Raw genomic sequence first — 26,551 nt, forward strand, 5'->3', positions numbered from 1 at the left:
GCCCTTGTCAGCGGCAGGCCGCTACGCCGGCTTGGCCTGCTGGCGTTGGCTTTCGCGCTGGAGGCGCCACTCTTTCTGGCCCCCGTACCGGCGATCGTGCCTGAGGCCGCCGCGGCGGAAATCCCGACACTGACCTGCGGGACCGAAAGCTGGATCTTGAATACGGCGGCGACCGGGCCGGGAAGTCATGCTCTATCTGGAACTGATCGTTACTGGCAGTTTTCTTCTTTGCCAAGAGGTGTACACCCCAACCAAACCGATGATTCTTTACCGGGTTTTCCAGGTGCTGGAACCTATTTTGATGCCGTTATTCAGGATAATTGGTGGCCGATCGGATTTGCGTCCAGAGCGGTGTTTCCAGAAGGGAATGCCGGTTGGATTTCTAATTCTTCAAGTGCTGCTTCTACCCCAAATAAATGGGTTAGTGAGTTCGCTTTTTACCGGCTTCGCTTCAAAATCGATCCAAATGTCGATATGAGTACGTTTTCACTTAACCTGAATTTGATGGCGGCACAGCGTGTCCGGGAAGTTTTTGTCAATGGGACGGCCCAGAATATTTCCCAGCCCTGGTTTAAAGGCGACACTTTCGCCTATGATGGCTATACACTTGGGCATGCCATACACGCGAACCTTTCCGCAGGTTGGAAAAACGGTCCCGGTGATGTCAACGAAATCATCGTACTTGGATTAAATTTAAACGAAGCCTTCAATCAGGGCCTATCGGCCCAGCTTTCCTTTCCACCGTTGAAATGCAAATCCGTCAATCCTTCGCTGAAGGTGACGAAGCGGGGCTTCGTCAATGGACAGGAAGGTGCGCAATATCGCAAGGGCGATCAGATCTACTATACGTTCGAGGTCGAAAACACCGGCGATGTGGATCTGAGCGATATATCCCTGACCGACAATATGCTTGCCGGTCGCAGCGTCCAGATCCCGGTCAATCAGACAACGCTGGCGCCACAAGCCAAGGTCACCTTCACCTCCGCCAGCTTCAACGCCACGGATAAGGATGTTTCCGACAGCAAGATCGACAATGATGTCACCGTCAACGCCAAGGGCGGCGGAAAGGATGTGAGCGGTACGTCGCGCTACACGCTGACGGCGGCCAAAACGAATGCCGATTTCTCCTTTACCAAGAAGGTTCTCTACGTTCTCGACAGTGCGACGAATGAGAAAAAGCAGGAATATAACAACATCAACGATCAGGTTTTCTATGAGTTCCATCTCCATAACTCAGGTGATGTGGCCCTCGAAAACATAAAGATCACCGATACAGTCATCGGCGATGTCAATTTCGCGTCTCCGTATCAGGGCGGCGTCGTTCCCAGACTTGATGTTGAGGGCGACATCACCGTGAATGCCTCCTATAGGGTTCAGGCAAAGGATCTGGATGCCGGCAGCATCGTCAATGTGGCGAGTGCCAAACCGGCAAGTCCTGCCAATGCACCGACGCGCGAGGCAACAGCCACGGTCACCGGCAAAAAGCCGCGCATGGAAGTGACAATCGTCAAGGAAGGGCGCGATGGCAGTTGCCAGGCCGGCTCCGTGCAGTCGACCTTCGAACGGGGAACACAGATCTGCTACTATTATACGGTCACCAATACCGGTGATGTACCGATCTACAATGTTGCTGTTGACGATAATGTGCTCGGCCGGATCGAGACGGCGGACGGTTCACCAATTGCACCCGGTCTGTCGCGCGGGTTCAGCCGCATTTACACGGCAACGCAGGACGATGTGAACAAGGGCGTATTGCGCAATATCGCTGTCGTCACCTCGAAACTCACGGATGGCGGCGCAGAGGGGCCGAAAGCGACTTCCAACGAAATCGTCATCAACGGAATAGGCAAGGACAGCCTGTCGATCACAAAATCGGCAACGATTAACGGGACACCCCACGATACGACCTATCAGAAGAATGACAAGATCCGCTGGTATTTCGAGGTCACGAATACGGGTGCGTTTCCTGTCAAAACCAGCGATCTTGTGATCAATGATCCGCTTCTGGCAGAACTGAAGCTTTCGCCGCCGCAGCTGATTGAGGGCGAGCCGGTGTTGCAGCCTGGCAAATCCGCCAAGTTTGCCTCTTCCAACTATGATGTTCAGCCTGCGGATCTGGCACGGCAGGAACTTCGCAACACGGCGAGCGTCACCGGTATCAGCCAGCATGATGGCCGGTCGATCGGGCCTTATCCCTCCAATACCGTCATTCTGACACCTGATCTAAAACCGGTCCTCACACTGACGAAAACCGGAACGATCGGTGGCAGTGCCACGGCAAAATATGTCGAGGGATCTGAAATCGATTATGTTTTCACGCTGACCAACAAGGGCAATGTCGATCTGACAGGGGTCTACCTTGTTGATGACATGCTCGGCTATACCAAGCAAAAGCCACTGAACGTGGGAACGATTGCGGCCGAGGGGTCCGTTAAGCTTTCCGGCAAATACACGGCCAAGGCCGATGATGTGACGCGCGGCAGTGTGCACAATGTCGCCACGGGCTATGGCTTTTACGGCGATAACCGCCCGATCCCCGACCCGCCTTCGGATGATGATACCCGACAGGCCGATCAGAGCCGTTATGACTTCACGCTGCAAAAGAAGGCAGCTGTCACCGGCGGCACGGCGGATAACCGCTTCACGGCGGCCGGACAGCAGATCGTCTACACGCTGACCGTGACCAATAAGGGGAATGCGCCGATTGCCGATGTGACAATCTCCGATACCGACCTCGAAGGGCTTGACTGGCCCTCGGGCAACACGATCGCTTCAATCGCGGCGGGAGAAAGCAAATCGGTAACGGCGGTCTACACGGTGAAGCTTGCTGATCTCGACCGGGGCCGGATCGACAATACCGCCTCTGCCACGGCGAAGAAACCAGATGGCCGCGATGTTGACGGCGGTGCGCGCAAGGCCAGCGCCACGGTCTATGGCGCCGGCGCTGCAAGCGTCACGATCCAAAAGTCCGGCAAGGTCGCCTCTGCATCGGGCCGCTACAATGCGGGCGACAGCATCACCTACACCATGACGGTAACCAATAGCGGCGACGTGACGCTGAAGAATATCCGGGTCACTGACACGCTTGAGGATAATGGCGGGGTTCTGTCGGTCAGTCCGGCATCGCTTGCGACGCTTGAGCCAGGCCATACGGCAGAGTTTACGGCCAGCTACACGGCGAAGCAGGCCGATATGGATCGCGGTAGCATCACCAACCGGGCAACGGTTGATGCCGAAGATCCCGCTGGCCGGAAAGTGCCGCAGCAGGAAGACCGCTTCACTGTCCATGCCGATACCAAAAGCAGTCTGTCGATCGTGAAATCGGTAACGGTCGATGGCAAGAATGTGCAGCGCTATGCGCTTGGCAGCAAGATTGTCTATTACTTTACAGTTGAGAATACCGGCAATGTGGCGGTCGAGAATATCAATATTACCGACAGTGATCTGATTGACGGGCTTGCAATCAAGCCCGCTGCCAAGACCACGCTGAAACCAAAGGAAACCGTGAAGTTCGAGACAGATGCCTATGTCGCCCAGCAGAAGGATATTGATGCGGGTTCGATCACCAATGCCAATGCGGTGGCTAAGGGCCGGCAGGCCGGCAGCGGCGAGGCGGTCTCGTCTCCGCCGAGCAATGCCGTAACGATCACGGCAGACCGGCAGGCTGCACTGAGCCTGACCAAGAATGGCAGTGTCGTCACCAAGCGTGCCGACGGGCGCTATCAGGCCGGCGACCGGATTGACTACAGCTTCACGGTCACGAACAAGGGCGACGTGACGCTGAATAATATCACTATCGCCGATGCTTTCCTGCCCGCCGGCACGGTCTATGAACCGGCCAGCATTGCAACGCTGAGCCCGCATGAATCGGCCGGTATCACGGCGCAATATGTTGCCACGGCCGCCGATGTCGAGAAGGGCAGTATCGTCAATACGGCCACGGCGCACAGCAAGCTTCCTGACGGCAGCAAGGGGCCGGTCTCCGATCCGGCGAGCAAGACGCTGCTTGCCAATCAGGAAGCATCCCTGACCCTGACCAAGGTCGGCACAGTCGTCGGCGCTGACAGTCAGGGGCGCTACAGCAAGGTCGGCCAGCGGGTCAATTACGAATTGACGGTGACGAACACCGGCACGATCAGCCTGACGAATGTCGTCGTCAAGGATCCAAACCTTACATTCGATGCCGATAACACGATCGCTGTTCTTGCGGCGGGCACCACAAAGAAGCTGACAGGATATTACAGCATCAAGGCGGAGGATATTGACCGCGGGTCCTTTACCAACACCGCCCGGGCCTTTGCCAAAGCTGAATTCGCCGACAAGGCAGAGCGTGCGATTGAGGCACCCGAGGCATCCTACACTGTCAATGCCAACCAGATGCCGGGACTTGTCACCACCAAGACGGCCAGCGTCAAGGGGCGGAGCGATGGCCGGTACGAGGCCGTCGGCGATGTGATTGAATATCGCATCACGGTGCGCAATTCCGGCAATATTGTGCTGAAGGACATCACGCCGCGCGATGCGATGCTGACCGACAAGGGCATCACGCTGGTTGCCGAGGACAAGGGACGCGCCGCACAGCTTGCCCCCGAGGAAAGCGTGACCTTCACCGCATCCTATCCGGTAACCCAGGCTGATCTCGATGCGGGCAAGGTGGTCAATGTGGCCGGAGCAAGCGCAACGCCGCCGGTCGACAGTCCGGACACCGACGAGGTCGTCACGCCGGCGAAGATCAACCCCGAAATCACCCTCGTCAAAACAGGTTCTGTTGATGATGGTGCCGCGACCTATGACAGCGTCGGCGACACGATCACCTATCAGTTCGTGCTGCACAACAAGGGCAATGTCACGCTGCATGGGGTGAGCGTGGTCGACAGGGACTTGCCGGTGACGGTCAGCCCGGCTCAGGTGGAAACGCTAGCGCCCGGCGATGACGCTGTCTTCGAGGCGCATTACACGGTGAAATCGGAAGATCTCGATCGCGGGTTCATCACCAATATCGCCAGCGGTTCGGCAACCCGGCCGGATGGCGGTGCGGTGGGTCCGGTTGACAGCAACAAGGTTACGATCGCGGCATCCCAGATGGTTCAGCTTGAGCTGGAAAAGAAAGGCACGATCACAAACAGGGAGGCATCCGCCTATCTTTCCGGCGATACGATCACCTATAGCTTCACCGTCACCAATCGCGGCAATGTGACAATGCGCGATATCCGGATTGTCGATGCCATGTTCGCAGCCGACGGGGCGATCACGCCGGCTTCCGTCGCCGTGCTCAATGCGGGTGATACCGCCAGCTTTACCGCGACCTACCAGGCCGTTCAGGCCGATGTCGACCGGGGGTCGATCATCAATCATGCGACGGTGACGGCGACAGGGCCGGATGGCAATCCGCTTGCCGATCCGCCCGAAGCCGAGCACCGGATTGATGCCGATGCCCGTGCCGAGGCCAAAATCATAAAGACCGGTCTTCTTGAAGATGCCAATGAAAACGGTGTCGGCGAGTCTGGTGAGACGGTGACCTATGGCTTCGAAATCGAGAATACCGGTAATGTCACGCTGCGCGATATTCATGTCGCCGATGAGATGCTGGTGGCCGCCGGAGTTGTGACGGAGCCGGCTTCGATTGCAAGCCTTGCGCCGGGTGACAAGACGCAATTCACCGCGACCTATCCACTTTCGCAGAAGGATGCGGCCGGGGTGATGCTCAGCAATACGGCGCATGGTGAAGGCCAGCTTCCGGGTGAAGGCGGTACCTACCGCACCGATCCCTCGACGGTTGATATTGGATGGGCGGTGCCTTCGACGCTGGAGGTGGCAAAATCCGGGACGTTCAACGATGTCGACAATAACGGCTTTTCCACCGAGGGTGACACCATCGCCTATGTGGTGACCATCACCAATGATGGCGGTCAGACGGCCGAGAATGTCCGGCCGGTGGATCAGGGCGTTCTGATTGGCGGCAAGCCCGGCACGGGCAAGCTGTCGGATTTCGAGCCTAAGGCGCCGGTCACGCTTGGCCCGGGCGAGAGCCGTCAGTTTACCGCAGTTTACACGCTGACGGATGCGGATGTGCAGGCGGCGGCGCAGGATGAGGGCCATGTCGTGAACACGGCAACGGCCAGCGGCCAGGCCGGACAGCAGAGCCTGCCGGCCACGGTTGCAACGGCCACGGTTGTTCTGCCGAAACCGCCGTCATCGGATATCTCTGTCGTCAAGACGGCCAGTGTCCGGACGATCCATCGTGGGGAAAACGCGCCCTTCGCCATCATCGTCTCCAATTCCGGCCAGCGTGCACAGGAAGGCCTTGTGCTGGTGGACCGGATGCCGGCGGGCTTCCGCTATGTCAAGGGTTCGGCAACGATCAATGACGAAGCGGTGACGCCGGAGGTTGCCGGTCGCGAAATCCGCTTCAAGGATCTGAGGATCGCGCCGGATGAAGAGCTTGTGATCCGTCTTCAGATCACGCCGCTGATCACGGTCGGGCCGGGAACCTACACCAATATTGCCCTTGCACTTGATGGTACGGGGACACAGCTTGCCGCGCCGGGATCGGCTTCGGTTGAAATCGCTGTTGATCCGGTTTTTGACTGCGGTGATATCATCGGCAAGGTGTTTGAGGATCAAAATGGCGATGGCTATGCGGATCAAGGCGAGACGGGTCTGCCCGGCGTGCGTCTGGCCACAGTCACCGGCACGCTGATCACCACGGACCCTCATGGGCGTTTCCATATCGCCTGCGCGGATCTTCCCGATCAGCAGATCGGCTCGAACTTCATCCTGAAACTGGATGAGCGGAGCCTGCCGAAGGGCTATCACGTGACGACGGAGAACCCGCGGGTGATCCGGCTGACGGCGGGCAAGATGGCGAAGATCAACTTCGGGGCCAAGGGTGGCACGGTGATCGAGCTGACCATGACGGATGATGCCTTTACGCCAGACAGTGATCAGCTTCAGCCGCAATGGGAGGCGGGTCTCGACCAGCTCATCCAGCTGATGCGGCAAAAACCCGAAGCCATGGTGAAGATCGACTATCAGGTGGCCGCCAATGGCCCCCTGCAAAAGGCCCGCGCAAAGGCAATCACAAAAGCCATGGAGCAAAAATGGAAAAGTGCCGGTGGCAAAAAGAAGGTGGATGTGATGTTGCGTGTTGAAATCCGGAGACCGTGACGAAAAGAACAACAGCCCCCGCAGCGCAAAACGCTGCGGGGGCTGCTACTGATTCCTGGCTCGGTCATGCAGAAAATAGCGGACATGCCACGGATTCTGCGATCTATGCCGAAGGCTTGGCTTCTCCCCTCCCTTTTGTGGTGCAGCGGCAGCGTTTGCTTTGACCCGGAAGCTGACATAGCCGGATTCCGGGATATGCCAAGGAAGGGTCAGGCGACCGAGATGCACCGTGGTCATTTTGGCATCGCCGAAGACAGATGCCCATTCTGAAAAGCTAAGGTTGGCGCGCAAGTGCGTAACGACGATCCATCGCCTTGGCAAATTGATTTCCGGTTTTCATTACCGCCAAATCGCCGGCATCAAATCATAGGGAAATGAGCACCTGCAATCGTGCGCCGACAGACAGGTCTTCGCACTGACACTCATAGGTATAGATAAATTTTCGTCAATATAGTTGACGCTATATCTAAAAGGCGTTATACCCCCAATGCGAAGGGATCCAGGGTTGAAAGCCCGGTGGAATTCCTGAGACGCAAAAGCATGGCTGGCGCAACGCAACGGCGTGATCGCCGCCCGCGATGCCGGGAGAGCAGATTTTGGCACTGGTTTGACTGAACGGATGAACCTGCCAGAAAGTGAGGCTTGCAATGTCATTCAAGCTGAAAATACCTGGATATGCATTCCTCGCGCTTTCCGGTCGATCGGTTGTTCTTTTCCGGTTCAGGCCCCATCGCTTTCACGCAGCGCCTGACGACCGGTTCGAGGCACCGGCCCTGCCGGTCGAAACCGTCTCTCATCCGCCCTGACCGCCCTGCCAACTAACGGCCCCTTGAGATCCAGCCCCTGAAAAAAGCGATCATATCGCAGGCTTCTTTGAAGACGTCTGCGCAGACGTGGCTTTACGGCTCGATATCCGGTCTGTCCGGACAGATGAGCCCGAGCATGCGGTTGCCCCCTCTCCACCCCGGCGGCCGCATCGAAGACCGGTGCCTGCAAGCCTTTCTGGCCGGCCGGCGCCGAGGGAGTGGAAGATAAATGCCGTCCACGCGGAAAGCGATGTGGCGGAATGGGAGGTTATAATGTCCAAGACAGCACAGCAATGGAACGCGGTTTTCCCCGATTTGCTTGAAAATGAAGATTGGAGTGAGACCGTTGCTCACCGTCGCACCGAAGACAACCGCGACTGGTTTGCACCGGACCATCGCGCTCCTCTGAATAACGAAGCGCAGCACCGCGAGACACAGGATGACATCCTCAATGGCGATCGCGCGCAGGGCACGCCGGATGAGAACGAAACCGGTGACGATATGCAGGCTTCGCAGACCGTCAGCGCCGACCCGGCGCTGCTATTCACCGATACCGCAAACACCGATAATGCGGATGTCGGCGTATCTTCAGCGGAGATGCCTGAAATTTCGACGAAAGGTATGTATCCGAAGACCGCTGTTCCGATTAGATTCAATTTTGACGCGCCAACATCGATCGAATTATCACAAGATGGTTTTAGTGGTGGGCTATCAGGCCCGACACTTTACCTCATCTACACAGATAGTAATGACAGCGACCCTCAACAAAGCTGGCTAATACCTAGAGATTCAAGAACAGCTATTGAGAACGGAAGTCTCGCCTATATTTTCAATTTTGGCGATGGAGATGACAGTTTTGAAATTGTCCCGTGTCTCGACGGAACCGTCAAATACAAAATGGATGTCGATATGGGGGGCGGAAATGATTTTGTCTCGACATGGGAAAATCCCTATCTCCCTGCGTCCACGTTCTGGATGGGGTCCGGTAATGACGTCGCAAATGTTTGCGGTTCATCGCCAACCAGTGACGAGGAAGTGACGCGGGTTCTCTGCGATGATGGCGATGATATCGTCAATATTACGGGCGGCGGCTACGCCAATGTTTTTGGCGATGACGGCAACGACACGCTGTGCGTTCAACAGAACGGAGCCTTCAAGAGCGGTGTCATCAGTCTCACCGGCGGGGCCGGATATGATACCTTTCTTGTCACGCAACACCCGTCTTCAAGCTATAATCTGCCCACTTCAACCGGGCCGGCGCCGATTGGACGCTTCGTCACAGACGTTCTCCAGGACCTTCTTGGCTGGGTCCCAGGGGTCGGACTGGCTAACGACGTTGCAGCGGCCCTGATCAGCACGACGACGATGGCAGCGCGCCAGAGTACCCGGTTTTTGAATGAGTTCTCCGGAGCGATGGATGGGCAGGACGGCTCTGTGAATATCTCGCAAGGCAGTGACACCTATGTCAGTATCGAGGATTTCGACCCCCTGGAGGACCAGCTCGTACAGACCTATCTCCACAATACGAAAGGGATGGAACAATATAGCTGGCAGAGCAAGAATGTCGCATCCGACAACTTCAGCATTGCGTTTGAAAGTGACGGCGCGAATGTCTCCTCCGTCATTCATGTCGATCCGGCGATCGTCGAGACCTTGCGCGGCATCGAGGCCGCTCATGGCGACAGGTTCAGCCTTCCCGCCAGCGACGCCAAAATGAAGGACGAAATTCTGACTTCGATGGTCGATTCCATTGTCAACATCAAGAAAGAGGGTGACAATCTCTATATCATGCTGCAGGGAGACGGCGGCTTTGGCAAGCAACCCGTCGACACCGATCAGGTCGAAAGCGCGCTTTCGGCAATGCAATCTTCGTCGAGTGATCTCAGCAGCCTGATTGCCAATATGCATGCCGGAGACCAGTACTACCTGCTTGGCAATACACCGGTAAAGCTGGGCGGTCCATCGACGGATGGCGCCACCAATATCACCCTCGGTGATAATGATTCCAATGTCATGTTTGCGGGCACGACCCAGGATTGGGTCACGGATGAAAACGGCCACACATCCGCTTTGGAGGATCATGACGGCACGCATAATTCATCCGCACATATGACCAGCACCATGTTCGGCATGGGTGGCGATGACATCATCTATGGCAGTTTCGGCGAAGATACCATCTATGGCGGTGATGGCAATGACAAGATCCAGGCCGGCGCTGATCAGGACTTCGTCTGGGGCGATGATGGCGATGATACGATCTATGGCGGCCTGGGCAATGATGTGCTTGTCGGCGGCGATGGCGCGGATCGTATATCCGGCGAAGCAGGTGATGACATCATCTATGTCGGGACGAAAAACGAACCAGGCGGTCATGTTTCCGTCGGCGAGTTTGTCGATGGCGGCGACGGGAATGATACCATTTACATCGGCAGCACATATAGCGGGTTCTTCATGGGTGGCGATGGCAATGACACTTTTTACGCCGACAGAGGATCTTTCAATTTCGTTCTAGCGGGTGCTGGTGACGACGTCATTTACAATCCGAACAGGGCCTACGGCGAGTCCGGCGCCGATACGTTCATATTCGACATCAACGACATAAACCTTCAAGAAGGTATTGAGGATTTCACCCATGGAGAAGACAAGATTGAACTTTGCGGTCTTTACGGCCTCGAAGATTATCAGGATGTTGTCGACCATCTGAGCTATAGCGCGGATCATAGCCAGGCAACAATCGATCTTGGCAATGGTAGTGTGATCGCGATCAATTTGGTTGGAGCCAGTGAACTCGCGGAAAGCGATTTCATCTTCGCCTGAACACCACCTCTTCTTGAACAGAGCATCGGGCGACCAATCGGCATCGCCCGATGCTTTTCGGCAAGTAAGCATGGGACTATCCTGAATTTTGTGCTGAGGCGTGGTATCTGCTCTTTGAGGAGATCCACGTATGAGCATCGGCACATCCGGTCAGTCGACGAAATAGCTACTGTTCCGGCGCGCAATGATGGGCAGATCCCGCAAGACGTTCCGCAGATGCGCCCGCATCTCCATTTCAGCCCGATCCGGATTGTGATCCGCAATCGCCTCAACAATTGCACGGTGCTGTTCCTTGAGGCTGCTCGAAGGAATTTCGTTGAGCGCCAGGAAACGAACGCGATCCAGCTGCGCCTTCTGCACCTCAATCACATTCCATGCAAAGGGCAGATCCGCGCCCTGCGCCAGCGTCTTGTGAAACAGGTCATCGAGTTCCATGAAGGTTGAGGGATTGCGCGCCTCCTCGCTTTCCTGCCGGTCCAGCTGGGCAAAGAGATCATCAATATGTCTTGTGGTCATCAGACGCGCCGCGCCGCGGGCGATATCGGCCTCAACCGCCTCGCGGATGGCCTGTATCTGAATCACCTTGGAAATGGAAATCTGTGGCACGGAACTTCCGCTTTTCGGGCGGATATCGAGCATGCCCTGATCGGCAAGCCGAATGAAGGTTTCCCTGACAGGCTGTCGGGACACTTTGAGCGCATCTGCGACCCCGGCCTCCGAGACACGCCGTCCCGGCTCCAAATAATTTCGAATGATCGCATTGCGCAATTTGCGGTGAATCTGCGGCACAATCGGCTGGCTAAAATCCACCGGTCCGAGAAAATCGAGATCGGTTTCCGTCATATTGATGGTCCTTGCCCTTTATCTCCGGCCCCCTCGCCGGAAGAAGCACCATACCAAACCGAATATCAATTACCATACCAAATCGGCAATTTTATCTCGATTTCGCTGCAAATTTCGCACTTTCTATAAAGTATGCGATGTATCCGGTGCATCGCACCGGACATTTTGAGATGCTACGCCCCTGCCAGCATCGATCCATCTCATCGGTGAAAAAGCGAACCGATCCCCGGCACAGCTCTTCCGGAGCAAGTGCCTTTCAAACAAAACGGCGATGCCAACGCGATGTGAAAAATCAGTTAACATATTGATTTATAATATCGCAATCCTGAATCCGGAACCAGATCTTTGAAAATTGACGTAGCATCCCAAAGCTTTGAAATGTCACCAGCCAAGCGAAAGGAAGACTCCGCAACCGGACCTGACCTTGATTAATGTCAGCAAATACGAACTAAAACTTTTCGCTACAGCGTTGACAGCCGATAATGGTATGGTAGTTTCTAAGAGACAGGCAAGAACTGTCGACTAGTTATGACGATCGGGAGGATCACCATGAAGTGCCTGACCAGACGCCTTGGTCTGCTGGCGATGACAGCCGCTACCCTTTCCATGACCGCCGCAGCACGGGCGGACGAGATTACCGTTCAGGCGCTGGACGAGTATCTCAAACCGGTTATCGAGAAATTTGAGGCCGCACATCCGGGAGACAAGATCAATCTCCAGGTCGTGAGCTATCAATCTGTTGCCGAAAGCCTGCCGGTACAGCTCGCATCTGGCGGCGGACCGGACATTTCCGTCGTCACAGATATGGGTGGCCTTTCGAAATACTATCTGGATCTCCGCCCCTATGTGGACGCCGATTACTTCGAAAAGCAGTTTGGTATGGTACTGAACTGGATGCGCGGTGAAGGCTCTGACCCGAAGGGCATTTACGGCCTGCCGGATTCCATCACGGTCACCGGTGGCTTCGTCAACAAGACGCTGTTCGAACAGGCCGGAATAGCGCTGCCGGGCCCGCAGGCCAGCTGGACGGACTGGGGCAAGGCAGCACAGGAGGTTGCCAAAGCGACCAACACGGATTTCCCTTTCGAGATGGACCGCTCGGGCCATCGCTTTGCTGCCATGGCGATTTCCTATGGCGCGGAGCTGGTCGACGAACAGGGCATGCCCGTTATCGATGACGGTTTGCGCAATGCCATCGCTCAGTTCGTCGCATGGCATCGCGATGGCGTGATGCCAATGGATCTGTGGGGCGCCGTTGGTGGTGCAACGATGCGCGATAATTTCACGGATTTCGTCAATGGAACAACTGTTCTTTATTACGGCGGATCCTGGCAGCTGCGCCGTCTCGATTCGGAAGTCGGCGATTTCTTCGACTGGAAAGTGATCGATGCCCCCTGCGGCGTTGCCGCATGCTCATCCATGCCGGGCGGCGGCGCACTGGCAGGCTTCAAGTCGACAAAGCACCCTGAACTCGTTGGCGAATTCCTGAACTTCGCATCGCAGGATGAAAATCTTCGCGAAATGATTTCGGCTGCTGTCAACATTCCGACGGCACAATCGATGATCCAGTCGGGCATCGAATATCCCGGCGTTTCGGACAAGGTGCAGGAAGGGCTCTCAACCTTCATCGCCCAGATCCCCAAGATGTCGGAAACCGCCTACCGGTTTCAGGGCTGGCCATTTGAACGCGCCATGATGAATTCGCTCACCACGCGCATCAGCCAGGTCATCAACAACGAGATGGATATCGATACGGCGCTTCAGCGCATTGATCAGGACGTGCGCCTGGCGATCGAAGCCGCCAAACAATAACAGCCTCCCGGAAAGTCTTGTGACGGCTTTGCCCGTCACAAGACGAATGCCAAACCGCAAAAGGTGCTCTCGTGGCAAGTGGTACGATTTCAACCATACTGGGTTCGGCTGCGGCATTACCCGCCCGCGCCGTGGAGCCCGTCTGGAAATGGTTGCAGAAACGGGTGGGCATCAAGCGCCTGCCCTGGGTCTTCCTGACACCCAACATGCTGAGCGTTCTTTGCTTCAGCCTGCTCCCCGTTTTCATCAACATCTATTATTCGATCACTGGCAGTGACAATCTCTACCTGCAGGACAGACCTTACGTCGGCAGCGAGAACTATGCGACGCTGCTGGCCTGCCAGAACTATCTCGATCCGGCCACATGTTCGCGCGACCTGTTCTGGCGTGCGCTCGGCAATCTCCTTATGTTCGTGCCGCTGCAGGTGATCTTCATGATGGCCGTGGCGCTGCTGACGGCCATCGCGCTGAACGGCAAGATCAGGGCGCGTGGCTTTTTCCGCGGCGTGTTCTTCTTTCCCGTCATGCTCTCCCCTGTCGTCGTCGCCCTGACATGGCAGTGGATCCTGCAGAGAAACGGCATATTGAACGGTATTCTCGGCGTTTTCGGCTTTGAGCGATACACCTGGCTTGCCGATTCCCATTGGGCCTTCTTCTGGGCTATCTTCGTCACCGTCTGGGCCCATTCCGGCTTCTTCATGATCATTCTTCTCGCCGGCCTGCAGTCCATACCGCGCGATGTCTATGAGGCAGCAAAAATGGACCGCGCCTCGCCGTGGCGGGTATTCTACAGGATCACGGTCCCGCTGCTGAAGCCGGTTCTTCTGGTTGTCTTCATTCTCGCGGTCATCCGTTCGGTCCAGACCTTTGACGAGATCTACGTGCTGACTGGCGGCGGACCCGGTTCTGCGACCATGCTACTGGTTCAGTACATTTATGAAACCGGCTTTGCCACACAGCCGCGCAATTACGGACTTGCGGCAGCAGCCTCGCTGATGCTCGGCGCCGCGCTCCTCGTGTTCACGCTGGTCCAGATGAAGCTTTCGGGAGGGAAAAAATGACAATGCATGCTTCAACCACGCAACGTGGCGGGATCGGTGCATTCCTGACCCGCCGGCAGGGCGGCATAAAGGCCACCTGGGCCGATTACGTCACCTATGGCTATCTGCTACTCGGCGTCGTCATCATGCTCCTGCCCGTGGTCTGGGTTTTCATCTCCTCGTTCAAGGCGCCGGCCAATCTGTCGGAATATCCGCCGACCCTGGTGCCACAGACCGTTCAGACCGTCATGGTCGACGGCTTTGACGACCCCCTTCCGCTCTTCAACGTCACCGGTGAAGACGGAACGGTCAAACAGATGGCGCAGCTGCGCCGGATCGGCATCCGCGCCCAGATGATCGATCCAGACAATCCCGCCGCCGGACGCGTCACCGTCGATGTCAAAGATGCAAGCCCGGTCCGAAAATTCCATCTCGCCTTTGAAAACTATCGCGAATTGCTGGAAACATCGGGCGGCAACATCTGGCTCAATATCTACAACTCGGCCTTCATCACCATCATCGCGACGCTGATTACGCTGGTGATGAATTCCATGGCGGCCTTCGCTCTGTCGAAATACCGGTTCACGGGCTCGACCATAGCCCTGGTCGCGATCATTGCGACACTGATGGTTCCGCCGACGGTCATCCTGGTTCCTACCTATCTGATCGTCTCGGAACTGGGGCTGGTCAACAATCTCTGGGGCGTCATCCTGCCAACCGTCGCCACACCGACAGGCGTGTTCCTGCTCAGGCAATATATGCTGACCATCCCTGATGAATTGCTGGAAGCAGCCCGCATGGACCATGCCTCGGAATGGCAGATCTACTGGCGCATCGTCCTGCCACTGGCAACGCCGGCGCTCGCTGTCGTTGCAGTCTTCTCGGTCATGAGCCGCTGGAACGACTTCCTGCTGCCCCTGATCGTGCTCAATCGTCCCGAAGTTCATACCCTCCAGCTGGCGCTGGCCGGTTTCCAGACAGAAAACGGTATTGTCTGGCACCTGCTGCTGGCGATGACGACCTTGACGGCGCTCCCGCTCGCGCTCGTCTTCCTGTTCCTGCAGCGATACATCACCGCCGGAATTGCCTCGTCAGGTGTCAAATAAGAGTATTGTCCCATGGCTAATCTCAAACTCGTCAATCTCAACAAGACATTCGGCAACCTCGCGGTCATTCCGAACGTCAATCTCGAAATCGAGGACGGTGAATTCGTGGTCTTCGTCGGCCCGTCCGGCTGTGGCAAGTCGACCCTGCTGCGCATGATCGCCGGCCTTGAAACGGCAACCACGGGCGATATTCTGATCGATGAACACAGCGTGGTTCGGACCCCGGCCGCAGACCGGGGCGTATCGATGGTTTTCCAGTCTTACGCGCTTTATCCGCATATGACGGTGCGCCAGAACTTAAGCTTCGGCCTTGAGAATATCGGCATGCCCAAAGCGGAGATCGAGCAGCGCATCCAGTCCGCTGCGGTGATGCTGCAGATCAACGAACTCTTGCAGCGCAAGCCAACGCAGCTCTCGGGCGGTCAGCGCCAGCGCGTTGCCATCGGCCGCTCGATCGTGCGTGAACCGAAAATCTTTCTCTTCGACGAACCCCTGTCCAATCTCGATGCGGAACTGCGCGTGGTCATGCGCTTTGAGATCAACGCCCTGCACGAACGCCTGGGCAATACCATGATCTACGTCACCCACGACCAGATCGAGGCCATGACCATGGCCGACAAGATTGTCGTGCTGCGCAAGGGTGTTATCGAGCAGGTGGGCGCGCCACTTGAGCTCTACAACCGCCCTGACAACAAGTTCGTTGCCGGCTTTATCGGCTCGCCGCGAATGAACTTCATCGACGGCAGTATTGCAGCCGATGGCGAGGGCGGCTTTGCCTTCACATCCGACACGCTGGAAACGATCCGGCTTGACCCGCGTGACCTGCCGGTCGGAAACAATGAGGCGGTCAGCCTCGGCATTCGCCCGGAAGATCTCGAGGTTCTCGAAACTGGTGGCGATGGCTGGCGTTTCACGGTGTCTGTCGCCGAACAGCATGGCCGCGACACCTATCTTCACGGCAATCTTGCCGATGGCACCGAAATTCTGGTGCACAAGCCCGGTCAGTTCGAGACCCGGCGCGGCGACGTGCTAGTCGTCCGCCCGAAGGCGGCAGCCTGGCACCTCTTTGGCGCCGATGAACAGGTCATCAGGTGACCCATCCTTCAATCCGGAACGCATTCGCCATGACTGAAACCATGATCACCAATCCGATCCTGCCGGGCTTCAATCCGGACCCCTCCATCTGCCGCGTTGGCGATGACTATTATATCGCGACCTCCACCTTTGAATGGTATCCCGGCGTCCAGATCCATCACTCGCGCGATCTCGCGCACTGGACCCTCGTCGCCCATCCGCTTGACCGCGGTGATCTGCTCGACATGCGCGGCAATCCCGACAGCTGCGGCATCTGGGCACCCTGCCTCACCCATGCCGACGGGCTGTTCTGGCTGATCTACACCGATGTGAAACGGCTTTCGGGCAGTTTCAAGGATGCCCCCAACTACCTGACCACGGCGCCAACCATTAACGGCCCCTGGTCAAAGCGGGTCTATCTGAATGCGAGCGGCTTTGATCCGTCCCTTTTCCATGCGCCCGATGGCCGGAAATATCTCGTCAACATGCTGTGGGACCACAGGCAGCAAGGTCATGGTGATCAGTTCGCCGGGATCGTGCTGCAGGAATATGATGTAGCCGCCGAGAAACTGACCGGGCCGATCCACAACATCTTCCAGGGGACGGAGCGGAAGCTGACGGAAGCGCCGCATCTCTATTACCGTGAAGGCTGGTACTATCTGATGACGGCTGAAGGCGGCACGGGCTACGAACATGCCGTGACGCTGGCACGATCGCGTTCGCTCCTCGGCCCCTATGAGGTTCACCCGGACAAGCATGTGCTGACCACGGCCTTTGCACCGGACGTGCCGCTGCAGCGCTGCGGCCATGCCGATATCGTCGAGACGCAGGCGGGCGAGACCTATATGGTTCATCTATGTTCCCGCCCGCTCACGGTTTCCGATACGACGGGACAGTCAGCGATCCGGCGTGATCTGCCCGGCTCGGATCAGATTCAGCGCCGCTCACCGCTCGGTCGGGAGACCGCTATCCAGAAGATGGAGTGGCGCGATGACGGCTGGCTCTATCTCGCTGAAGGCGGCCAGGCACCGAAGACGATCCACACCACAAGTCCGAACGGCCTGAAAGCGGAAGAAACGGTCGTAGAACCAGTGCGGACCAACTTTGCCCCCGGCCCGCTTCCCATTGCCTTCCAGTGGTTGCGCAGCCCGGAACCTGCGCGCCTGTTTTCACTTGCGGCCAACCCGGGAAGCCTGCGTATCTATGGCCGTCTGTCGCCCGGCAACTTTTTCGAAAGCGCCATGCTCGCCCGGCGTCAGACCGCACTCAGCTATCGCGCGGCCACCCGGATCGACTTCAGCCCGCGCGATTTCCAGAGCTTTGCCGGCCTGATCTGCTGGTACAATCAGTGCCAGTATCATTATCTTTCCGTGACACGCGAAGATGACGGAAGCCGTGCTCTGCGGATCATGTCTGCACTCGGAGATTTTCCATTCGGTCGCTCGGTTTTCGGCTGCGATCCAGTCCGGGTTCCAGAAGAAGGCCCGCTGGATCTCGCCGTCGAAGTCGACGGTCCGGCGTTGCAGTTCTTCTGGTTGAACGGCGATAACGGCTGGCAGATGATCGGCCCGGTCCTTGATGCCACCATCCTTTCCGATGAGGCGGGCGTCGGCGAGGGCAATAATTTCACCGGTGCCTTTGTCGGCATGGCCGCACACGATATCAGCGGCCAGGCACAGCATGCCGACTTCGCCTGGTTCGACTACGAAACGCGCGGCTAGCTGGGGCATACCGCTTTCCGCATTTTTGACATCTGCGAAACCTGATTGCTTTGGCGCGCCGCGCCGAAGATGGGCTTTCGCGCCCTGAACATACTCCCGTCGCAGTCGCTCGCGTCACAAAGCCCAATGGTAGAAGCACCGATGAACACCTTACTTTCACATTTTATGAAGCTAGATGCAGCTGCCAGAGGCGAGACCTGCACGGCCGCCCTCACCAACGAGGATGGATATGACCTCTGGCTACGCTATCTACCGCAACCGGAAGACCGGCGCAGGCAAATCCTTGAACATGCATCAATGCTGATTGCCGGTGCAGACAGCCCCGCCATTCTGGTGGCCAGGGAAGAGCTTGAACACGCGCTTTTCGCCATGACGCTCCACTGTTTGCCAAAGGCCGAACCATCCGCCATCGGCGATGGCGCGATCATTATCGGAACCCCGGAAGGTAATCCGCTTATCAAATCGGCGGCCCTGCCACTCGATGATCTCGGCCCCGAGGGCTATCTGGTCCGCCGCGTGACCATTCATGGCTGCAACGTGACGGCCATTGCCGCCAACAGCGATACCGGTGTGCTCTATGGCTGCTTTGCCTTTCTGCGTCATATCCAGACCGGCCGGCCGCTTGCGGCAACTGACCTGCGTTCCCGTCCGAAACTCGATCTCCGCCTTCTGAACCACTGGGACAATCTCGATGGCACGGTGGAGCGTGGCTATGCGGGTTTCTCGATCTGGGACTGGTGGACGCTGCCGGACTACCAGCAGCAGCGTTACACGGACTACGCACGGGCCAATGCCTCGCTTGGCATCAATGGCACTGTGCTCAACAACGTCAATGCTGCCCCGGAAATCCTCACCCCCTCCTATCTGGAAAAGGCCGCCATGCTGGCAGCGATCTTCCGGCCATTTGGTCTGAAGGTATTCCTTTCGGTCAATTTCGCATCGCCCGCAGCCCTTGGCGAATGCGAAACGGCAGATCCGAGCCATCCGGATGTCCGGTCCTGGTGGCAGAACAGGGTCGACGCGATCTATGCCACCATACCTGATTTCGGCGGCTTTCTCGTCAAGGCAAATTCCGAAGGGCAGCCCGGTCCGGGCGACTATCAGCGCAGCCATGCTGAAGGCGCCAATATGATTGCCGAGGCACTGGCGCCGCATGGCGGCATACTGATCTGGCGCGCCTTCGTCTACGCCTCGGATGCCGGAACAGACCGGGCGAGCGAGGCGCTGAACGAGTTTGCGCCGCTCGACGGGCACTTTGCGCCAAATGTTCTGGTACAGGTCAAAAACGGTCCGATTGATTTCCAGCCGCGTGAACCCTTCTCGCCGATCTTCGGCAGGCTCACCAAGACCCCTTTGGTGATGGAATTCCAGATCACCAAGGAATATCTCGGCCAGGCAACGCACCTTGCCTTTCTCGGTCCCGTCTTCGAAGAGGTGCTTCAGTTTGACACCCTCAGCGCCGGCACGGGATCGACAGTCTCGAAAATCCTGCAGGGCAAGCTCTTCCCGCAGAGGCTGACGGGCATGTCCGGCGTTGCCAATATCGGCTCCGACCGCGACTGGACCGGCGGAATCTTCAATCAGGCCAACTGGTATGCCTTTGGCAGAATGGCATGGGACCCGGATGACACGGCCCGTGACATAGCGGAAGACTGGACTCGCATGACCTTCAGCAATGAGGCTTCTTTCGTGTCCACAACCGTTGACATGCTGATGCAGTCGCACGAAATCCTTGTCGACTATATGATGCCCTTCGGCCTGCATCATCAGGTGGCGACCGGTCATCACTATGGCCCCGGCCCCTGGGTAAACGATCTGGCACGCGCGGAATGGAACCCGACCTATTATAACAGGGCGGATAGCGCCGGTATTGGCTTCAACCGGCTTGCCGATGGCAGCAATAGCATTGGCCAATATAGCGAAGAGATGCAGGCGCTGTTTTCCGACCCGCACGCATTTGACGAACGCTATCTGCTCTGGTTTCACCACATCCCCTGGGATTTCCGCATGAAATCCGGAAAGACGCTGTGGCAAAGTCTGATCGAACGTTTCGACAGGGGCGCCGACGCCGCGGCCGCCATGGCGGAAAACTGGTCCGGCGCCCGCCCCTATGTTGACGGCCAGCGGTTCAGACAGATCAACGCCTTCCTGGCAATCCAGGCCCGGGAGGCCAGATGGTGGCGGGATGCCAATATTGCCTATTTTCAGGCGATCTCGGGACTGCCGTTGCCACCGGGGCATGCTGCCCCGCAGAAGAGACTTGACAGCTACAAAGCCCTTTCCTTCCCGTTTGCCCCGGGTAACCCCGACTGACTGCCGCCAGCAACCGCGACAATCTAGCAAGGGCGGCCGGTGAGTTCGCCGATCAGAAGATCGATGCTGCAGTCATTGCCGACGACGCCGGTAGCAGGGTTTCAAAGGCCGGTTCTGCCACGCCTTGGCCTCATCCATCACGCTACCGTTGATCGCGAAAATTAGGCCGGGCGCGGCTTCGGAAGCAAATGTCAGAATCTTGAAAACCACAGGCACCGTCATGAATTGAGTGGAAGTTCAGACTTTGGCATTTGAGTTCCGTATTTGCGGGGGGGGGCGGGACCCAAATGTCAAATTCATACCACTTGTCAGTGGATCCATGTAATTATGTCTTGCATCGCCAGCTATATTCGGAACGAATGGTTTAGTCGCATGAAGTGAATTTCCTGCATTCAGCCCCCTAGAAAGGACAGATGAAGCGGGAAGAGCTCTTTCGTATCACGCGTCGCCGTTCAAGACAGAGTTCATAGTTGGAATCTTCAAAATCTCATGTCAAATCAATCTTCCGCCGTAAAATTTCTCCACGTTGATGAAACGAAAACGCAAATTCTTCTATTTTTAGGATTTTGCATTTTCTTCATCTATCTGTCCCTGTCAATAACGACAGACGGCTCTCCTGATTTTAAGATTTACCACTATTATAACGGATATTCCGCCTGGAATGATCGATCTGGAAAGGATATTGCGGCGGCGCAGCTACAGACATATTTCTTTAACGGCCTTGATGCTGTGTATTATATTTTGTTTGCAGCGCTGAACAACCATCCAAAGATCTTGAATGCTGTGCTTGCGATACCCTATGGCATCGCTGCCTATTGTGTGATGCTGACGACCTGGAGCTTCCGGACAAGCGATAGTATCATCTGGAGAGTTCTGGCGATTTTTGTTGCCATTTACGGCGTTCTGGGCTCCGGGATCTACTCGACATTCCTCACCACAATGTCGGATGTGGTACCGGCCGTTCCACTGTTTGTCGCGATTGCATTATGGTTTACATGGTCACGTAGCGGCCAAACAGGATTTTTCCGCGTTGCCGCCGTCGGCGTGATGGCAGGTATATCGGTTGGGCTCAAGCTCACCCTGGTTACCTATTTTATGGGTTTCATGATCGCGATCTTTCTCATAGAGATAAACCGGCCGGGGCAGGCTTTGCTGAAGGCAATTATCTTTTCGGCGTGTGGCTTTGTCTTCTTCGCAATCATTGATGCACATTGGCTGCTGCGGAACTATGCCGAATTCGGCAATCCGATCTTTCCGCTCATGAACAATATTTTCAAATCGGATTTTGCTGCGCATGCGAGTTGGACGGATGAGCGCTTTAAACCTGACAATATCTGGCAGGCTCTTTTTTATCCTGCCTATTGGGCATTTCAGGAATCTCAGTTCGCCATTGAATTGAACATGCGGGATGCCAGAATTCTCATCCTTCTGGTTTCGGTCCTGATCACGATCATCTATTCCGTCTGGTCACTATACAAAGACAGGAAGGCCGCTCTGGCATCGAAGCGTTTCCTGATGACCATGGCATTTTCGGTATTTTGCATCCTGTCCTATGCCCTCTGGGAAATGGAATGGTCAATATACCGCTATTTGACGGTGCTGGAGGCCTTTAGCGGGGTTGTGCCGCTCGTGCTTGTCTTCCGCCTGTGCTCAACCAATGGTGAGGAAGAGCGGCTGTCACGAGGCTTTCTGGCGGCGCTTGGCAGTGTACTCATTCTGGCAGTCATGGTGACCACGATGAAGTACACGCATTACCCATGGTGGAGCCGTGCCAAACCGTCGGACAAGGTCGTATCGGTGCAACTGCCCCCGATCGAAGACGATGCGATGGTTCTATTTCTCGACGCCTATGCCTATTCATGGCTTATTCCCGAAATGCCGAAATCCGTTCGGGCCATCGGGGTGCAGGGCAATATTACCGGGCCGGGACGTGAAGGAAAACTTGAAGCGAAAGTTGAAGATGCCATCCGTTCATTTGACGGACCTCTATGGGGGCTCGAATATCCGAATGCTTTCAAGGGCGCCGCAGACAATGCGCTCAACTTTTATGGACTGCATCGCACAGATAATTGTTCACAGCTCATTTCCAATGTCGATGATGCACCCTTTGTCCGGATTTGCGCACTCGAGCGAAACTAGAAGAGGGGCGGGGCTGATCTGATGTGCCGTGGCGCATGCTTGGCCGGTTTGGAGGCCTCCGGGGCTTCCATTCCCTTTCCCGAGCCTGTGCGTATACGGTTGGTGTGTTTCGCATTGTTCGATGCAATGATATACGAACGCTTACCTTGCGCTTTTGCGATGAAACCTTATCCCACGACTTGTGGTACAGAAAAACTGCAGACACAGATGGCCGACCTGCCAGGCACAGGTATCGGAAGCCTATAGTTGAAGAAAGAACGATGACAGACAAGATTTCAATAGCGGTTCTTTTGCCGTGCTACAATGAAGAGATTACGATCGGAAAGGTCGTTTCCGATTTCAAGGACTCTCTACCAGAAGCCACGATTTATGTTTACGACAACAATTCAACCGACCGGACACGTGAGTGTGCGGAAAAGGCTGGTGCAGTCGTGCGGCTGGAGCGGCGCCAAGGCAAAGGCAATGTTGTGCGCAGGATGTTCGCGGATATTGAGGCAGATATCTATGTCTTGGTCGATGGTGACGACACCTATGATGCAGCCTCGGCACCCAGGCTGGTTGAGGCGCTTTGCGCGCAGGGTCTGGATATGGTGAACGGACGGCGTGACGGCGGTTCGACAGAAGCCTACCGGCCTGGACATCGCTTTGGAAACAAGATGCTCACCGGTCTTGTGGCAATGACTTTCGGAAACGAATTCAATGATATGCTATCAGGATACCGGGTCTTTTCACGTCGTTTTGTCAAGAGCTTTCCTGCGCTTGCAACCGGGTTTGAAATTGAAACCGAGTTGACTGTTCATGCTCTGGAGCTTCGTATGCCCACTGCGGAAATCGGAACCCCTTATAAAGAGCGCCCCGAAGGATCTGATAGCAAACTACGCACATTCAGCGATGGTTTCCGGATCTTGCGGACGATTATGCTGCTTGTCCGAGACGAACGCCCATTCCAATTCTTTTCGATCGCGGCCCTGATACTCTCGCTGTTTGCGCTGATTATCATGGTTCCCGTTTTCTTCACCTATTTTCACACGGGGCTCGTTCCGCGTTTTCCAACCGTTGTGCTCGCAACTGGGTGCGGCATGCTGGCAGCCCTCTCCTTCTTTTGCGGTGTGATACTCGACACGGTAACCTTGAGTCGTCGTGAGGCCAAGCGCATGCGTTATCTAGCGATTGCTTCCATCCATGCCCGTTCTCTCGGTGTATGAAGCCGTGTTCCTCCGTTTCGCTGTTGTCGGAGCCATCGCCTTCGTCGTCGACTGGCTGTGTCTGTCCGTCTTGCTCCGACTGGGCTTGCCATTTTTCCTGTCACGCGCCGGGAGCTATCTCAGCGCAGCAACCACTGCCTGGCTCCTCAACCGTCTATGGACGTTCAAGAGCCAACATGGGGCTCTTGTCGCGGAATGGTTGAAATACCTGTCAGCTAATCTCGTCGGCGGCGGGGTGAACTATGCCGTTTCTGTTGCAATGCTATATGCGTCCATCGACATGGTGGGGCGCTATCCCGTTATCGCGATCGCGGCTGGCACGATCTGCGGGATGCTGTTCAATTTCGTTCTGTCAAAACACTATGTGTTCAAAGCTTGAATAGCTGTACTGCATCGACCCTCGGATTCGCCTAACGGCTGGAGGAAACTTGGGGATTAGGTCAAGTCGTCTAACGAACAGCGGGAATGGGGCCGTTCAATGCTTGGTAAGTTTCGGAGGCCTCTTGAGTCTCACGTCATACCGTTCATAGTTTTTGGATCTGCGGTCGTTTTCTGCGTCTACTATGCCTTGCATGCAGGTTTGGATGTTAACTGGGATCTGCGCAATTATCATATCTATTCAGTTTACGCGTTCTTGCATGATCGCTTGGTTTATGATGTGGCGCCCGGGCAGCGTCAGACGTGGACCAATCCTTTCGGTGTGTTGCTGCCTTATCTCGCCGTTATGTTCACAAAGCCAGTGATCGGCTCTGTTATTCTGGCGGCCTGTTCCGCGGCCAATATTCTGCTCATCTATCTCATAGCTTGCCAATTATTTCGACCGGCACTGCTTGGTGGGCGCTGGGTTGTTCAATGTCTCGCCATTCTTTGTGCTGTTGCCGCGGGCACCGGGCCTGTGTTTTTGTCCCTTATCGGCGTGTCGATGAATGACAATTTGGTCGCTGCATGCATTCTGGCCGCCGTCTACTTCGCTATTCGGGATGGCTCTGCAGTCCGGCAGTACTTTTGGTCGGGTCTGTTTCTCGGGCTGGCTGTCGCTTTGAAATTGACGGCGTTGATCTATATTCCGGGGCTGGCTGTTGCTGTACTCGTGCTGAACCCAAGGCGGTTCCATAGGCAGGCCCTGGCGGCGGCGGGTGGTTTCTTGCTCACATTTATTCCGTTCGGGGCGACGTGGGCGGTCTATATGTACAGGCTGTTCGATAACCCGCTGATGCCGCTTTACAATGACCTCTTCAAGTCGGAGCTCTATCCGTCGGTCGCCTTGAAGGATACGCGTTTCATCTTTCACGGTGTGGGGGATTTCTTTCCGAAATTTAGCGAGATTGCAGCGGGTGCGCATCCAACGACAGAAGTCGGTATGGTTGACCTGAGATATGTGATTTTTGCGATCTTTCTTTTTGTGTTTGTTCTTGTTCTTCTTGATTCTCTTTTGCGTCGCGGCCGCCATCGGGGGCTTCAGGACAGTATCGTTGAACTGAAGAAGCTTCTCTCGCTTTTGATATTTGTTGTTACAAGTTTGCTCTTGTGGGGACTGATGTTTGGCATTGGCCGGTATGCAGTGGCGCTGGAGCAGCTCATTCCTGTCTGTGTGATCGGCCTGTTGGCGGTGATCACTCAGGATGCACGCAGATTGCTGATCATGTCTTTTGCGAGTGTCGCATTGCTGCTCACGACGACGGTTCCTGCCAATTGGGCGAGAGCCAAATTCTCGGACAGTTGGTTCGAGCTGGCAATTCCACCGGAGTTGCAGGCAGGAGATCAGCTTTTTGTGATGCTTTCAGGCGAACCCATGGCCTATGTCATTCCCTATCTACCGGCAACAGACCGCTTTGTCCGGTTTGAGGGCAATCTGCCAATCTCTGCAGACGATGGTCTGGGTCAGCGCATAAAAGAAATCGTTGCCGCGCAAGATGGTCCGATTATGACCTTGTCGCCTGAATCTTTTGATGAAGAAACCTCCAGCGCCGCTCTCGCCACTTTCGGCCTGAAAAAAGAGGGAGACGATTGTTTGTATATTGATAGTAACGCCGGACGATTGAAGTCTTGTAGATTGATAAAGTCGGTGAATTAATCGTATTTGGGTAACCTTCCCCGCCAATAAGGGGCTTCAAAAGTAGAATTTTCTCGGCAAGATGCTCGAGGAGATTTTGATGAGAAAGAGCCGATTTAGCGAACCCCAGATCATGGCCGTATTGCGCCAGGCGGAAGGTGGTATTCTTGCCACAGCACATGGAGCGTGACGCCCTCTCGCTTCAACGCTTCGGCCAGTTTGGCTCAACGGTGTCGCGTGGCGACCGTCCCATACGCCGGAACAGTCGTTGCTCAAGAACCTCGTCCAGGCTCGCAGGCAACCTACGAGGCCAGCCTGGCCGAACGTCGCTATGCGGCCTGCGATCCAGATAACCGGCTGATTGGTAAGCGCTGTCTGCGCCCCACATTGCCGACGATAGGCGTCGTTGCGAATTGATACGCATCCGAAGAGAAGGAGTGCGTTTCGCAATGTTC

At 56.0% G+C, this 26,551-nt stretch carries 15 protein-coding genes; 13 read left to right on the forward strand and 2 right to left on the reverse strand.

Translation table 11 applies throughout. The features are described 5' to 3' along the window. Positions 1-187: 187 nt before the first annotated feature. On the forward strand, positions 188-478 hold the full coding sequence (locus FJU08_RS22830) for a hypothetical protein (protein WP_181409913.1): 291 nt from the start codon (positions 188-190) through the stop codon (positions 476-478). Positions 479-744: 266 nt separating this feature from the next. Beyond that, positions 745-7,167 carry a DUF7507 domain-containing protein gene (locus FJU08_RS18165; protein WP_181409914.1) on the forward strand — a complete coding sequence of 2,141 codons (6,423 nt, stop codon included), beginning with the start codon at positions 745-747 and terminating at the stop codon, positions 7,165-7,167. 45 nt (positions 7,168-7,212) lie between these two features. On the opposite strand, the gene FJU08_RS23090 is transcribed toward FJU08_RS18165, so the two are convergent. Then, complete coding sequence (locus tag FJU08_RS23090) at positions 7,213-7,488, reverse strand: ATP-binding protein (protein ID WP_407943722.1); 276 nt, start codon at positions 7,486-7,488, stop codon at positions 7,213-7,215. A 758-nt stretch (positions 7,489-8,246) separates the two neighbouring features. On the opposite strand from FJU08_RS23090, the gene FJU08_RS18170 reads away from it, so the two are divergent. Next, positions 8,247-10,790 carry a calcium-binding protein gene (locus FJU08_RS18170; RefSeq protein ID WP_141150461.1) on the forward strand — a complete coding sequence of 848 codons (2,544 nt, stop codon included), beginning with the start codon at positions 8,247-8,249 and terminating at the stop codon, positions 10,788-10,790. A 150-nt stretch (positions 10,791-10,940) separates the two neighbouring features. On the opposite strand, the gene FJU08_RS18175 is transcribed toward FJU08_RS18170, so the two are convergent. After that, complete coding sequence (locus tag FJU08_RS18175; RefSeq protein ID WP_141150462.1) at positions 10,941-11,633, reverse strand: GntR family transcriptional regulator; 693 nt, start codon at positions 11,631-11,633, stop codon at positions 10,941-10,943. Between the two features lie 549 nt (positions 11,634-12,182). Between FJU08_RS18175 and FJU08_RS18180 the strand changes: the two genes are divergently transcribed. The 10 genes from FJU08_RS18180 (at position 12,183) to FJU08_RS18225 (ending at position 26,117) form a co-directional block, all read left to right on the forward strand. Continuing rightward, positions 12,183-13,445, forward strand: a complete 1,263-nt coding sequence (locus FJU08_RS18180) for an ABC transporter substrate-binding protein (protein ID WP_141150463.1) — start codon at positions 12,183-12,185, stop codon at positions 13,443-13,445. A 71-nt stretch (positions 13,446-13,516) separates the two neighbouring features. After that, the gene (locus FJU08_RS18185; protein ID WP_141150464.1) at positions 13,517-14,506 is read left to right on the forward strand and encodes a carbohydrate ABC transporter permease; all 990 of its coding nucleotides are present in this window, start codon (positions 13,517-13,519) and stop codon (positions 14,504-14,506) included. After that, a complete protein-coding gene (locus FJU08_RS18190) occupies positions 14,503-15,591 on the forward strand; it encodes a carbohydrate ABC transporter permease (protein ID WP_407943723.1) in 1,089 nt (362 codons plus the stop codon). The genes FJU08_RS18185 and FJU08_RS18190 overlap by 4 nt, the downstream gene beginning before the upstream one ends. 12 nt (positions 15,592-15,603) lie before the next feature. Continuing rightward, on the forward strand, positions 15,604-16,686 hold the full coding sequence (locus FJU08_RS18195; protein ID WP_141150465.1) for an ABC transporter ATP-binding protein: 1,083 nt from the start codon (positions 15,604-15,606) through the stop codon (positions 16,684-16,686). A 41-nt stretch (positions 16,687-16,727) separates the two neighbouring features. Beyond that, positions 16,728-18,386, forward strand: a complete 1,659-nt coding sequence (locus tag FJU08_RS18200) for a glycoside hydrolase family 43 protein (protein WP_181409917.1) — start codon at positions 16,728-16,730, stop codon at positions 18,384-18,386. Between the two features lie 141 nt (positions 18,387-18,527). Beyond that, a complete protein-coding gene (locus FJU08_RS18205) occupies positions 18,528-20,699 on the forward strand; it encodes an alpha-glucuronidase family glycosyl hydrolase (protein WP_210245273.1) in 2,172 nt (723 codons plus the stop codon). A 489-nt stretch (positions 20,700-21,188) separates the two neighbouring features. Beyond that, complete coding sequence (locus FJU08_RS18210; RefSeq protein ID WP_141150467.1) at positions 21,189-22,838, forward strand: hypothetical protein; 1,650 nt, start codon at positions 21,189-21,191, stop codon at positions 22,836-22,838. 260 nt (positions 22,839-23,098) lie between these two features. Then, positions 23,099-24,043 carry a glycosyltransferase family 2 protein gene (locus tag FJU08_RS18215; protein ID WP_141150468.1) on the forward strand — a complete coding sequence of 315 codons (945 nt, stop codon included), beginning with the start codon at positions 23,099-23,101 and terminating at the stop codon, positions 24,041-24,043. Continuing rightward, on the forward strand, positions 24,021-24,422 hold the full coding sequence (locus FJU08_RS18220; protein ID WP_141150469.1) for a GtrA family protein: 402 nt from the start codon (positions 24,021-24,023) through the stop codon (positions 24,420-24,422). The genes FJU08_RS18215 and FJU08_RS18220 overlap by 23 nt, the downstream gene beginning before the upstream one ends. Before the next feature lie 99 nt (positions 24,423-24,521). Then, on the forward strand, positions 24,522-26,117 hold the full coding sequence (locus FJU08_RS18225; RefSeq protein WP_141150470.1) for an ArnT family glycosyltransferase: 1,596 nt from the start codon (positions 24,522-24,524) through the stop codon (positions 26,115-26,117). The last annotated feature ends 434 nt before the right edge of the window (positions 26,118-26,551 follow it).

It is taken from the genome of Martelella alba (assembly GCF_006516955.1).
GTDB lineage: Bacteria > Pseudomonadota > Alphaproteobacteria > Rhizobiales > Rhizobiaceae > Martelella > Martelella alba.

Coding starts and splice junctions, on each gene's coding strand:
- FJU08_RS22830 (WP_181409913.1), top strand. CDS start 188: ATGCTCTATCTGGAACTGATCGTTACTGGCAGTTTTCTTCTTTGCCAA.
- FJU08_RS18170 (WP_141150461.1), top strand. CDS start 8,247: ATGTCCAAGACAGCACAGCAATGGAACGCGGTTTTCCCCGATTTGCTT.
- FJU08_RS18175 (WP_141150462.1), bottom strand. CDS start 11,633: ATGACGGAAACCGATCTCGATTTTCTCGGACCGGTGGATTTTAGCCAG.
- FJU08_RS18180 (WP_141150463.1), top strand. CDS start 12,183: ATGAAGTGCCTGACCAGACGCCTTGGTCTGCTGGCGATGACAGCCGCT.
- FJU08_RS18190 (WP_407943723.1), top strand. CDS start 14,503: ATGACAATGCATGCTTCAACCACGCAACGTGGCGGGATCGGTGCATTC.
- FJU08_RS18195 (WP_141150465.1), top strand. CDS start 15,604: ATGGCTAATCTCAAACTCGTCAATCTCAACAAGACATTCGGCAACCTC.
- FJU08_RS18200 (WP_181409917.1), top strand. CDS start 16,728: ATGATCACCAATCCGATCCTGCCGGGCTTCAATCCGGACCCCTCCATC.
- FJU08_RS18205 (WP_210245273.1), top strand. CDS start 18,528: ATGAACACCTTACTTTCACATTTTATGAAGCTAGATGCAGCTGCCAGA.
- FJU08_RS18210 (WP_141150467.1), top strand. CDS start 21,189: ATGTCAAATCAATCTTCCGCCGTAAAATTTCTCCACGTTGATGAAACG.
- FJU08_RS18215 (WP_141150468.1), top strand. CDS start 23,099: ATGACAGACAAGATTTCAATAGCGGTTCTTTTGCCGTGCTACAATGAA.
- FJU08_RS18220 (WP_141150469.1), top strand. CDS start 24,021: ATGCCCGTTCTCTCGGTGTATGAAGCCGTGTTCCTCCGTTTCGCTGTT.
- FJU08_RS18225 (WP_141150470.1), top strand. CDS start 24,522: ATGCTTGGTAAGTTTCGGAGGCCTCTTGAGTCTCACGTCATACCGTTC.